Annotated in this window: 12 protein-coding genes and 1 riboswitch; of the genes, 3 read left to right on the top strand and 9 right to left on the bottom strand. The window is 41.4% G+C overall.

Annotation, left to right across the window (positions count from 1 at the left end):
* Positions 1-48 precede the first annotated feature (48 nt).
* The 5 genes from DES38_RS00215 to DES38_RS00195 form a co-directional block, all read right to left on the bottom strand.
* Positions 49-1,461, bottom strand: a complete 1,413-nt coding sequence (locus DES38_RS00215; RefSeq protein WP_110250065.1) for a DEAD/DEAH box helicase — start codon at positions 1,459-1,461, stop codon at positions 49-51.
* Positions 1,462-1,621: 160 nt separating this feature from the next.
* Positions 1,622-2,479, bottom strand: a complete 858-nt coding sequence (locus DES38_RS00210; RefSeq protein ID WP_110250064.1) for an aldose epimerase family protein — start codon at positions 2,477-2,479, stop codon at positions 1,622-1,624.
* Positions 2,480-2,705: 226 nt separating this feature from the next.
* Entirely contained in the window at positions 2,706-3,818 is a 1,113-nt protein-coding gene (locus tag DES38_RS00205) for a 5-methyltetrahydropteroyltriglutamate--homocysteine S-methyltransferase (protein ID WP_110250063.1), read from the bottom strand.
* Positions 3,819-3,865: 47 nt separating this feature from the next.
* Positions 3,866-5,032 carry a PLP-dependent transferase gene (locus tag DES38_RS00200; protein ID WP_281267677.1) on the bottom strand — a complete coding sequence of 389 codons (1,167 nt, stop codon included), beginning with the start codon at positions 5,030-5,032 and terminating at the stop codon, positions 3,866-3,868.
* 48 nt (positions 5,033-5,080) lie between these two features.
* Positions 5,081-5,188, bottom strand: a riboswitch (SAM riboswitch).
* A 161-nt stretch (positions 5,189-5,349) separates the two neighbouring features.
* On the bottom strand, positions 5,350-5,721 hold the full coding sequence (locus DES38_RS00195) for an iron chaperone (RefSeq protein ID WP_110250062.1): 372 nt from the start codon (positions 5,719-5,721) through the stop codon (positions 5,350-5,352).
* Positions 5,722-6,091: 370 nt separating this feature from the next.
* On the opposite strand from DES38_RS00195, the gene DES38_RS00190 reads away from it, so the two are divergent.
* Positions 6,092-6,886: an alpha/beta fold hydrolase gene (locus DES38_RS00190; protein WP_170114261.1), complete on the top strand. Its 795-nt coding sequence runs from the start codon at positions 6,092-6,094 to the stop codon at positions 6,884-6,886.
* Positions 6,883-7,869 carry a diguanylate cyclase gene (locus DES38_RS00185; protein ID WP_110250060.1) on the top strand — a complete coding sequence of 329 codons (987 nt, stop codon included), beginning with the start codon at positions 6,883-6,885 and terminating at the stop codon, positions 7,867-7,869. Before DES38_RS00190 ends, DES38_RS00185 begins: the two co-directional genes overlap by 4 nt.
* Before the next feature lie 219 nt (positions 7,870-8,088).
* Here DES38_RS00185 and arsB read toward each other — a convergent pair whose 3' ends face one another.
* Both arsB and DES38_RS00175 read right to left on the bottom strand, forming a co-directional pair.
* Positions 8,089-9,135, bottom strand: coding sequence for an ACR3 family arsenite efflux transporter (gene arsB, locus DES38_RS00180; protein WP_110250059.1), 1,047 nt, complete (start codon positions 9,133-9,135; stop codon positions 8,089-8,091).
* Positions 9,136-9,148: 13 nt separating this feature from the next.
* The gene (locus tag DES38_RS00175) at positions 9,149-9,490 is read right to left on the bottom strand and encodes an ArsR/SmtB family transcription factor (RefSeq protein WP_110250058.1); all 342 of its coding nucleotides are present in this window, start codon (positions 9,488-9,490) and stop codon (positions 9,149-9,151) included.
* Positions 9,491-9,669: 179 nt separating this feature from the next.
* On the opposite strand from DES38_RS00175, the gene trhA reads away from it, so the two are divergent.
* Complete coding sequence (gene trhA, locus DES38_RS00170; RefSeq protein ID WP_110250057.1) at positions 9,670-10,323, top strand: PAQR family membrane homeostasis protein TrhA; 654 nt, start codon at positions 9,670-9,672, stop codon at positions 10,321-10,323.
* Positions 10,324-10,513: 190 nt separating this feature from the next.
* Here trhA and DES38_RS00165 read toward each other — a convergent pair whose 3' ends face one another.
* On the bottom strand, positions 10,514-11,377 hold the full coding sequence (locus DES38_RS00165; protein WP_110250056.1) for an SDR family oxidoreductase: 864 nt from the start codon (positions 11,375-11,377) through the stop codon (positions 10,514-10,516).
* 99 nt (positions 11,378-11,476) lie between these two features.
* Positions 11,477-12,598 (bottom strand): DEAD/DEAH box helicase, encoded by a 1,122-nt coding sequence (locus tag DES38_RS00160; protein ID WP_110250055.1) that lies wholly within the window; start codon positions 12,596-12,598, stop codon positions 11,477-11,479.
* Positions 12,599-12,614: the final 16 nt, after the last annotated feature.

Below are 12,614 nucleotides of genomic sequence, written 5' to 3'. Positions count from 1 at the left end.
ATATGTTGTCAAGTAGGAAACATAGAGATTGTATTGGTTTGACCGCGATTAAACACCGCGGTCTTGATGTACTTTTAAGCGTTTCTTCTTCACAGGAATGTTTTTCATTTGCTTTAAGACATGCTCACCTTTGTTATTTAGAATTTCAACCAACGTATAACGTTTATCAACCGTGATAACACCAATGTCATCAGCGGTGACATCTTTAATTGATGTTAAGGCCCCTAAAAAATCAAAAGCACGTAGTTTTTTATCTTTACCACCATTAAAATAAAGCGTCATGACATTCGTATCCACTTTTTCTTTACGTTTACTCGACGTATTTCCGAAAATATTCCAAGCCTCTTTCCGGTACGGGCGAATGGCATCGGTCATGTCGGATAGAATTATTCCTTCATTACGTACGGCTTGAAGTGTTTCTTGGTCGCGGTCTTCCACAAAGGAAATGACTTCACCACGGTTATCCATCCGTCCCGTCCGTCCCATCCGGTGCAAGTAAACATCTTTAGTTTCTGGGAAATCAACATTAATAATCAACGGTAATTGTGAGACATCAATGCCACGCGCCGCTAAGTTCGTTGCGACTAAGAAACGTTTATCTCCACGTTTAAAGGCTTCCATTGCCCGGAATCGTTCGGCCTGGTCATGATCGCCTTGCACACTGGTTGCACTAATATCCCTGCTTCTCAATAGCTCTGTAATTCGGTCGACTTCTTTTTTCTCCCGACAAAACAAAATTGCTTGTAATGGGTTTTTCTCAACTAATATGTTAAGCAGTAACTCATCTTTATCTTTCCCGTTCGCATCGACCATCAATTGATTGAACTTTTCGTTACGATCAATCTTTGGTGCCACAATCACGCGAACATAGTCAGGCACAATCTTATCAATAAACGATTCTACTTCAGCTGAAGTGGTTGCCGAGGTCATTAATGTTTGCCGTTTCTCCGGGAAGAAATCAATGATGTCTCTCACTTGCTGAATAAATCCCCGATTAAGTAATTCATCGACTTCATCAAGCACCAACGAGCGGATGTTCTCTGCATCAAACGTGCCTCGTTCAATGTGATCTAAAATACGGCCTGGGGTTCCGACAATCACGTGACTCTTTTGATTTAACAACAATGTTTGTTGATCAAACGACTGTTTGCCAATGAGACGAACAATTTTTAACTTTTTATACCGGGCAACCTCACGTGCGACACCTGTTACTTGATCCGCGAGCTCTCGGGTTGGCACAATTACCACAGCGCTGGGATTATTTTCTTGAAAATCAATTTGGTTTAAAATCGGTAGAAGGTAACTTAATGTCTTGCCACTTCCTGTTTCAGCTTGGCTTAACACGTTCGCTCCAGCGATTGCTTTCGGGATCATTTGGGCTTGAATTTCAGTAGCCGCTTCAATCTTTAAATCACTAAGTCCTCGTTGTAACGCTTCATCTAACTCATTAAATATTTGCATAGTTATTCCCCTTTAGTTTATTTAACTTGTCATTCAAACACTCGCTTAACGTTGTGTTGTCATCTAATCAGACAGTCCTATCACTATCCTTTCCTTTATTCTCTCACATCCATTGAAAAAAGCCCAATATGTTTGATAACATATTGAGCTTATGATTAATTTAGACAACTTGGAAACTTACCCATGTTTCAAATGCTTGTTTCGGTTCAACTTCAATTAACGCTTCTTTGCGATTAAGTTCGCCTGTTTTACGTGTCCATGGTTCAACACAGACGAACGATTGATTTTCTTCTGTCCAGAGTACCGTGTAACGAAACGCATTACCTAGTGTCATCTGGATGTCAAAATCACCCACGGTTGCATTGACGTGCTTATGGTTGTTTTCCAGGGCAACTGCTTCTTTTAAATGTGTCAGATCAATCTTTCCTGGATAGGGTTTCGTTTCATTGGTATTGTAGTCATGGTATGTGTCTTTTACGTGATCGACCGTTACAATTTTGGAGTCCGCTTTAAAGTATGGATGAAGACCTGGGTAAATCGGCATGATCGTCTCCGAATGGTTGCGGTACGTTTGATGAATATAAAGCTGGTTATCTTTTAATGTATATGTAAAAATCACTTCAAAATCAAAGGGGTAAACCGCTTTTGTACTCAAGCTACTTTCAAAGCGAATAGAAATAAAAGCATGGGTTTCATCACTAAACGTTTCAATGACTTCCCAGGGGTGTATTCTTGCCAGTCCATGATTAGGCATCGCATACGTCTTCCCCTCCCAATGATAGGCTTGCTCCTCGAGCTGACCAGCAATTGGAAAAAGAACAGGAATCCCGCCACGAATATTACGTTTTCGGTCAAACAATGATGCTTCATTAAGGTACAATTTTTCTTTTCCTTTTGTACCATACTCAATAATAATCCCACCACGCTCAGGACAAACCGTAATCCAACTTTCTCCGTTTGGACTTTTCAGTTGATACATTTTGAACATTTCTTTTTCAAAATTAGTAATTGTATACATGCTTTAACAATCCCCTTAACGCAAATTTTTTTCTGTTTCTACTGAACAGTCAACTAAACATTTATACCCACAACAGTTCAATTATACTAAATCTTTGCCGGATTGCCTACCCGTTTTCAGAAAATTCATCTGCCCTCTGATTGTTTTAAGCTGTTTAAAGAACAGGCATGGTGTGCAAAAGAAAACAGCCATCATATTATGACGGCTGTTTTCTTTTGCGTTTTTCTTAAGCATCACCCCACACCTCTTGAGCAATCTCGACCACATGTTTTAATTTATTCCACTGATCATCTTCAGTAAGCAAGTTGCCGTGATGCGTCGAGGCAAACCCGCACTGCGGACTAAGGCATAGCTGTTCAAGTGGGACGTAGGCACTCGCCTCTTTAATGCGTGCCTTAATCTCTTCCTTATCTTCAAGTTCAGGAAACTTCGAGGTGACAAGTCCTAGCACAATCCGTGGCCCATTTTCTGGAATGTGCGCTAACGGTTCAAAGTCCCCTGAACGTTCATCGTCGTATTCTAAGAAGAACCCGTCGACGTGTTCCTGTGCAAAAATCGTCGGAGCAATCAAACCATAACTCCCACCGAAGGCATACGTTGATTGGTAATTCCCTCGACAAATGTGGGTTGTAATCGTTAAGTCTTCCGGCTTATCTTCAATGACTTCATTGACCACACGTAATGCTAAGTTAATTAAATCCTCCCGTTTGTATGGCCCTTGATCAAAGCTGATGTCTGGTGAGGTGAGCACTGCAAGATAGACATCATCAATTTGTAAATAACGCACACCGACGTCATAAAACGCTTGTACGGCATCTTTATAGGCCGCAATAATATCCACCGCATAACTTTCATAATCGGGATAAAATTGCTCATTAATAATCGCTGCATGAAACAGTTGATTCGGACTGGGAATGGTTTGTTTTACAACGGCGCGACCATCCACAATCGCATGAAGTGCTTTAAAATCTTCTAAAAAAGGATGCTCACGATTAAAACTAATTTTCCCCGTGTTTCTCACGTCATAAGGCTCGGTTTCAACATCTTTAAAGAAATACCCATGTTCTGGCACATACCCTTCAAACCCATTTAAGTGTTCTAAAAAGTCAATGTGCCACCAATCGCGACGGAATTCACCATCTGTCACAACATCAAGACCAATTTCTATTTGTTTTTCAACAATGCGGGTTAGTTCTTCTGTTTCAATTTGTTTAAATGCGGATGCCGTTAATGTTCCTGCTTTCCATTCCTTTCTCGCCTTCTTTAAGCGTTCCGGTCTGAGTAGACTCCCGACATGTTCTGCACGATAAGGTGCTTGTTTCGTCATTGTTTCATCCATCCTTTATTGTCATTTTGTTTTATACGTCATTCCATTTACCCTTGCCATTATGTGTTGTTCGGTGACACAATCTGTTCTGCACGTTCGAGTGCTTGCGTGATGTCAGCAATTAAGTCTACACTTGCTTCAATCCCTACTGAAAACCGTAGTAACTTGCGGGTAATGCCGCGTTCGCTGCGCATCTGTTCTGGTATATCTGCATGTGTTTGTGTGGTTGGATACGTAATAAAGCTTTCGACACCCCCTAAACTTTCAGCAAAACTAATTAAGCGTAACTGTTGTAAAAACGGGGCAACTAACACCTCATCACGTACGCTAAAGCTAATCATCGCTCCTTGATTCGGGTAGCGAACGGTCGTTATAGATGGGTGGCGTTTTAAGCATGTAACTAATGCTTGGGCATTCTCTACCTGAGCCTTCATTCTTAGCGGTAACGTCTTCATGCCGCGAATAAGCAGCCACGAATCAAATGCCGATAAGACGCTACCACCGTTGTTTAAAGCTGCAGTCAGTAAATCTGCGGTTGGCTCATCCTTTGCGACAACTAGACCTGCCAAGCAATCATTATGACCTGCCAAAAATTTTGATGCACTATGGACCACAACGTCTGCCCCGAGCACTAACGGTTGTTGCAAGAACGGTGTCATGAACGTATTATCAACGATTAATTGTACATCATGCGTCTTCGCTAGTTCACTAATCACTGCAATCGGGGTCACTTCAAGTAAGGGATTAGTTGGTGTTTCTACAAAGATTGCCGCCGTGTTTGGTTGAATGGCTTGTTTTAGACGCGAAGGATCGGTTAAATCCAGATAGCTGACTTCAATCCCATAACGCTCAGTGTAATCGGCAAATAAACGATAGGTTCCCCCATAAACATCACGACTACAGATCAAGTGATCCCCAGAACGAAGTAACGACAGCACAAGCTGAATTGCGCTCATGCCAGATGCCGTCGCAAATCCTCTTACCCCACCTTCCAAATCCGCGATCGCTGCTTCCACGAGTGAACGGGTAGGGTTTTTGGTGCGGGTGTAATCATAACCCGTCGATACACCGAGCGTTTCATGTCGATAGGCGGTTGATAAATGAATCGGCGTACTTACTGCGCCTGTTTCTGTCTCACTCCGATTTCCGATTTGCGTAAATTGCGTTTCTAATTGATAGATAATCTTACACCTCCTAACGACGTTTGACATTTTGAAAAGAGGCATCAAAAAAGCCTTCTTCGATAAGAAGAAGGCCTAAATAGGTCACTATCCCTCTTATCTTCTAGGTGATTCACCTAATGGATTTAGCACCGTCCCAATCGCATGTGGGGGTTGCTGAGACTTCACAGGGCCATATCCCTCCGTCTCTCTTGATAAGATCTTACGTATATAATTTTAAGTCGTCCCTTAGGACTTGTCATTCATTGTAAATTGTTTTAACTTTTTTTGCAAGGCTTATTTTCAAAAAATTTGCATACGTTTGACTAATTCAGTCGAAAGTTAAGCTTAGCGATCGTCTGAATCAGCTTGTTTCGCTGCTCTTACTTCCGCCAAAAGGACGTAGTGTCTTTCTTTTCAGCGATGTTGTAACGAATCATCGCATCAATGAGTTGAAGATCTAAAGGCTCTTTCCATTTCACCCTAACAATTTCTTTCGCTGCTTGATAGCCCGCTTCCTGAATTTGATTAGAAAAAGCGTTAATCGTTACTGCTTCCGGGGCAATCGCCATATGTTGTTTACTCACACTAAAGGCAATGATAAACGTACCATGGTCGATAAACATCGGTTGGTTCCATTTAATCGTTGATTCAAGTGTTGGAAAAGTTGTTTTAATATGGTCAAACAAATAGACAAGGCGTTCACGTTTCGCTTCATCCTCAATCGTCGCTAAAAAATCAGCAATGGTTTCCATCGGTAATCTCTCCTTTAGGGCACGCTTTTACATTCATTGTACCGGGATTTATCTTAGCATACAACTTTTTTAAGCACATCGCTTCGCATTGACAGGGTTTAGCATGCCCTTTACAAACGACCCGTGAAAATAATCATCCATACCCACATCCACACCGACGTCGAAATGCACCAGATAGACATCGATCCAGGCAAAAAGATAAACCTTTATAAACCTATCTCACAGAAACACTCGCCTGTGTGGAAGAAAGTTACCCGTTACTTTTTTCCTCCGTCTGATTGATTTGTTAAAGTTAACCGAAATCGGGTATAGTGAAGGAAGGGAATAATGAAGACAAAAGGATAGCAGATAACGAAGGGAGTCTATGATTATGGATCATTATTTAGCAACACGCTACCATTTAAACGATTTCGGAAACGGAACAGAACCGCTATTATTTCTGCACGGGTTTGCCTCGAACCAAAACACCTGGGGCTGGATAACTCCTGCGTTTGAGCGCGATTACCGCATCATACAATTCGACTTTGTTGGCTCCGGAGCATCCGACCGGTCAGCCTATGATGCAGAACGGTATGACTCACTCGAAGGATATGCAGACGATGTGATTGATGTGTGCGATCGGCTTAACTTAAAAAATATTACTGTAATTGCCCACTCAGTTGGTGGCTTAATTGCTTTATTAACGAGCGCAAAACGTGAGGATCTGTTTAAAAAAATCATTTTGATCGGGGCCTCTCCTTGTTATTTAAATAAAGGGGATTACCATGGCGGCTTTACCGAAGAGGCTATCGAACACGTATTAAATATGATGGAAGAAAACTTTGTCGGTTGGGCGAGTTACCTCGCGCCTGTAGCCTTACCTAAATCTGAAGGGGCAGACAACACCGCTTTTATTGAAAAGAATTTTCAAATTAGTGACCCTGAAGTGACCTATAATTTCTTTAAAGTGACCATGTTAAGTGATTACCGCGCGATTCTCTCAACCATTCGCGTGCCAACGGTTATCATTCAGTGTTCCGATGACTCATTTGTTCCTTTAGACGTTGCCCACTATATGGATAACCAACTAGACAATAGTCAGTTGCATATTTTAACTGCGAAAGGCCATTACCCGCATGTTAGCCAACCCGAAGAAACCATTGAGGCATTAAGGACGTTCTTATGATACGATTTTCTGACGAACCACGTCTTAATGAAGCCGAATTTGGTCTAATTAGTCTTAATCAAACAGGAAACATCATTGACATTAATCGTAGCTTAACACAGTGGTTAGGCTACGATAAAGAAGAGCTGATTCATCAACACTTTGAAGAATTATTAAACTTAGGCAATCGGTTTTTCTATCATTCGATTTTATACCCGAAGCTGTTAACGACTGGCCATGTCAATGAAATGTACATGTCGCTTGAGACAATAACCAAACAAACGCTTGATTGCATTATAAACGCAAAAAAATTCGTCCATGACGATAAGATTTTTATTGATTTCTATATTGTACCGGTGGAAAAACGGACTTTGTATGTCAAAGAAATTCAAGGCATCAATAAAAAATTAGAAACAGCACTTAGCGAAAAAGACCGTTTACACCAAGCCCTGATGAAGAAACAAGAAGAACTTATCGATTTAAACGCGCAGCTTAAAGCACTGGCAGAACGCGATCCCTTGACACACCTTTATAACCGGCGTGTCTTTGTTGATTATTTGGATCACTATCAAGAACTATACGAAACCAATCACAATGACTTTTCATTAGCCATCATTGATATTGATCACTTTAAAAACGTTAATGATGACTATGGTCACCAAGTTGGTGACCATGCGTTAGTCTCGCTAGCAGAAGCCATGACTGAATTCTTTCCCGAACCTTATATGTCCGCACGTTACGGTGGTGAAGAGTTTGTCGTTTTGTTACCGGGGGTGACAAAAGAAGAAGCCATACTGCTCTGTGATTTATTTCGCGAGAAGGTGAAGCAAGAGGAATGGATTGAGATCCCAATTACGATTAGTATTGGCATCGCGACACAATCAGGACACGATACGGTTGACTCGATTCTGGTACGGGCTGATTATGCCCTTTATGCATCGAAACGAAACGGACGTAACCAAGTGACCCATGCCCTTGACTTAACAGACCTTTACAGCAACTAAGTCATTCTACTCATCCACGATCCACCACTTATAGGTTCCCGCTTTTCCAAGCTGACATCTGTATAAGGTTTCCCTTTTAACGAAACAAAAAGACGGCTCACATTCATATTCTGAATAAATGAGTCGTCTTTTTTATTGTTTATTATGCCTCTATTGGAAGCGGCTACGTTGTTCTCACTGTAACCACTTCTATAGCCGTATCTTGTTGCGCTTGCTTGTTTACGCTTCTTTAAACCAATGACGCGTCCGGTTTGCAATGTTAACAAGCATTAACATGACTGGTACTTCTACAATAATACCGACCGTAACCGCTAAAGCCACTGGCGATGAGACACCAAACAAACTAATTGCGACAGCAACAGAAAGTTCGAAAAAGTTTGAGGCACCAATCATGCCTGCTGGTGCGGCAATGTCATGCGCGAGCTTTAATTTCTTTGCAGCAAAGTAAGCGATAAAGAAGATAAAGAACGTTTGAATCGTCAGTGGTACGGCAATAAGCAGAATATGACTTAAGTTATTCATAATCGTCTCACCTTGAAACATGAAGATTAACACGAGCGTTAACAATAAACCAATCGTTGTCGTGTTTGAAAACTTAGGTAAGAATTGTTGTTCAAAATAGTCTACCCCTTTTTTGTTGACCAGCACGGTTCGGGTTAGTAATCCGAACACAAGTGGAATCACGACAAACAATACAATGGATAAGATTAACGTATCAAAAGGCACTTCGATACCTGACACCCCAAGTAAAAATGCGACAATCGGCGTGTATAAAAAGAGGACGAGTAAATCGTTAGTTGCAACTTGAACCACGGTATAAGCAGGATCACCTTTGGTAAGGTGACTCCACACAAACACCATCGCTGTACACGGTGCCGCTCCTAAAATAACAGCCCCTGCCACATATTCACGCGCTAAATCTTCAGGAATAAATGCACTAAAAATAAAATAGAAGAATAAATAACTAATCCCGTACATGGTAAATGGCTTAATCAACCAATTCACAACCCAGGTGACATAAAGACCTTTACGATCTTCACTGATTCGTTTGACACTTTTAAAATTCACTTTCATCATCATTGGGTAAATCATTACCCAAATTAAAATGGCAATCGGAATCGATATTTCTGCATATTCTAATCTGCCTAACATTTCCGGTAAAACTGGGATTAGGTAAGCTAAACCGACGCCAATCACCATACATAATAAGACCCAAACTGTTAAATAACGTTCAAAAAAACTAATGCCAGATTGTTGTTTACTCACAACAAACGCCCCCTTATTTTTCTATTTGACAATCAATTCGTTTGCCTGATTCGGTTAAGGATACAAGCTTATCTTGTTGCGATTCAAGGCGTACTAAAATAGCTTTAACTAGCGGATAATACTGATGCGTTTCATTCAAACTATAAAAGACCCATTGGCGACGCTTCACTTCTTTCACGATGCCGACGGCTTTAAGTTTACGTAAATGTTGACTGATGGCTGGCTGTGACATTTGGAATAGTTCAACAAATTCACAGACACAACACGCGTCCTCGTCTAATAATTTCATCATCCGTAAACGTGTCTTATCCCCTAATAATTTCAATATAAGTGCTGACTCCTCAATCGGTAACATGTCGCATTCCTCCTCACCTTTTTACAGTATATAATCAAACGCTTATATAATCAATCGATTATCTGCAATTTTACATTCTCTTTACATGCGCAAATTTTGCTACTATTCTCACGTTGCAACCTTGTGAAAAATGACGCATACTAGAGAGAGAGCACGTATTAAACCAAAGGAGTTAAATTATGAATAAAGTTAATCGATTTAGTTTTGGGGAAGAGTTGGCAAATGCGATCACCCATGGTGTTGGGCTCTTATTCAGTATTGCTGCGCTTGTGTTATTGATTGCGTTTAGTAGTATTTATGGCTCGTGGATCCATGTCGTTAGTTTTACCATTTTTGGGGTGACCATGGTTTTTTTATATACCTCATCAACATTGTTACACAGTTTGCCCCTCGGCCGAGGTAAAAACGTCTTTGAAATCCTTGATCATTCATCGATTTACTTCTTTATTGCTGGAACGTACACACCCTTTTTATTAATAGCTGTTCGTGGCACATTCGGCATTCAATTATTCATTACCATTTGGACGATTGCCCTGTTCGGTTCGATCTTTAAAATATTTTTCGTTAAACGCTTTGTCGTCGTATCCACCCTCATATATATTTTCATGGGTTGGATGATCGTCTTTACGTGGTCAGACTTAACTGCAGTCATTCCAACCCCTGGCATTATGATGTTGGCCATCGGTGGGTTGCTTTATACCCTTGGTGCAGTCTTTTACGTCTTTCGTTGGTTTAAATTCCATCACATGGTTTGGCATATCTTTGTTCTTGCGGCAACGATTCTACATTTTTTCGTCGTCTTGCTGTACTTGTTACCTATTTCAGTCAATTAATTACCGTGAAAGCTAACCTAAGGCCAGCTAGCGATGACGATGGTTTAACCGTTGTCCAAGTCAATCAATGACTTTCTCGTTAAACAGCTGGATGTAAAAAAGATAAATCAAAAAGCCCGTAATGATTTTTTAAAAATCATTACGGGCTTTTCATCTAAACCAGTTACGGGCGGTTAACCTTAACCTGCCTTTATGAAAGTTGAGCGACGACGTGACGGATTGCTTCCTCAGTCGGTGTAACAGGTCGACCGAGTACCTTTTCAAAATCATTGCTTTCAACGGCAAGTGTGCCTGCACGGATGCTTTGTTGAATACCGACAACAATTGGAAGCGCTGCTTCAGGAACGCCGACATTTCTCATTATTTCAGCATATGTTTCATCGCTAACCTGATTTACCGTCACGTCTTTGTTTAAGACATGACCTAGATGAGTAGCAAATGCTTCTTGCGTTAGCAGCGGACCGGAAAGCTCATACACACGAAACGCATGGCCTTCTCCTGTAAGTACCCTTGCAGCAGCTTCGGCATAATCTTTTTGCAATGCCCAGCCTACTTTTCCGTCACCCGCAGATGTGACCCAGTCAGCGCCCGCCATGACCCCTTGAATGCTGCTGATTTCGTTTTCTAAGTACCAATTATTTCGTAAGAACGCATACGGAATACCTGTAGCGATAATGGCTGCCTCAGTGGCCTTGTGTGGAGGGGCCATTAGGTTCGAGCTTTCGCTAGCATTTGCAATACTTGTATATGCGATAAACTTCACCCCTTGGTTTTTGGCGGCTTCAACGGCATTTTTATGTTGTTGAATTCTCGTTTCATTATCGCCATCTGTTGAAATAATTAACAAGCGATCAATTCCGGTAAAGGCTTCTGCTAATGTCTCCGGATAGTCAAAATCACCGCGGCGAACCTCCACCCCTTTTTCACGTAAATCATCTGCCTTTTCTGGGTTTCGTACACTGACAACGAGATCACGCGCAGGTATTAATTCCAATAAGGCTTCAACAACTTTTGATCCGAGCTTTCCTGTTGCACCCGTCGTTAATAGTTTCAATGTTATCCCTCCAAGTTCAATTTGTGTGTCTTTCTTCGTGTTTGAGCTGGCTTTTATTTGAAGTTACAATTAAACGTTTTCGTTACCCAACGGAACCGCTTATTTTTTCAACACGCGTTTACCACGGATTAATTCCTCTTCATAGAGAGGAACGTCCATCGCTTTTGTTAATCGCTTTAAATCTTCCAGTTCTCGTGCAGTGACAATTGAAATGACATCGCCACCCACAGACCCTAACCGTCCTGTTCGACCTGCACGGTGGATGTATTGATCGACCGTGCGTGGCACATCAAGCTCGACGACAACCTTTAAACCTTCAACATCAAGACCACGACTTGCAACATCCGTTGCCAGTAAGAGATCAAGTTCACCTCTTCTAAAGGCTTGAATCGCTTTTTGACGCTTCGTTTTATCGACATCACTATGCAACATCAATACGTTCAGTCCACGATAGTCTAGCTTTTCATAGAAGTTTGTGAGGTCGGTAATGTCTTGCATAAATGCAAGCATCGGTACTTTTTCAGCATGAGCCAACTTACGCAATGTATCATTTTTTTCACGTCGTTCAGTCAACATGTAACTATGGCGAACTACTGGTGTTTCAGCATCTTTACGATTAATGGTCACCTCAACCGCTTCTGGAATAAAGTCACGTGCTTCCTGCTTCGCATGTTCAGTTAACGTTGCTGAAAAACAAGCCACTTGTGTCTCTTTCGGCGTACTTTCAATGATACGCGCAATTTCCATATCGTGCTCAGGGACAAAGAGCTGATCTGCTTCATCTAGAATAATCGTTTTCACTTTATGCATTTTTAATTTCTTCTGATCAATCAATTGCATCATTCGTCCTGGTGTACCGACGACAATATGCGGTTTTTTCTTGAGCTTCTCAATTTGGCGCTTAATGTTGGCGCCACCGATCAACGCTTGCACCCGAATATCTGATCCTTGCTTATAGGTCTGAACCGTTTCAAATATTTGCATCGCCAATTCATGACTTGATGCCAACATGACCACCTGTAAGTCAACCGTATCGGTTTCTAGCTGGTCAAGGACAGGCAACAAATAAGCTAATGTTTTCCCGCTTCCTGTTGGTGACGTTGCGAGCACGTCTTTACCTGCACGCAACAACGGGAACACTTCTGTTTGAATCGGCATTAATTTTTCGAAACCTTCTTTTTCCCATTGTGCTTGAATAAACGGTTTGAATGTGTCTATCATGTATGAAAAACTCCTC

The organism is Streptohalobacillus salinus (assembly GCF_003201605.1).
In the GTDB taxonomy this organism is placed as follows: Bacteria; Bacillota; Bacilli; order Bacillales; family Amphibacillaceae; genus Streptohalobacillus; species Streptohalobacillus salinus.
Note: the sequence above shows the minus strand (reverse complement) of the source record. Positions and strands in the feature narration are given on the sequence as shown.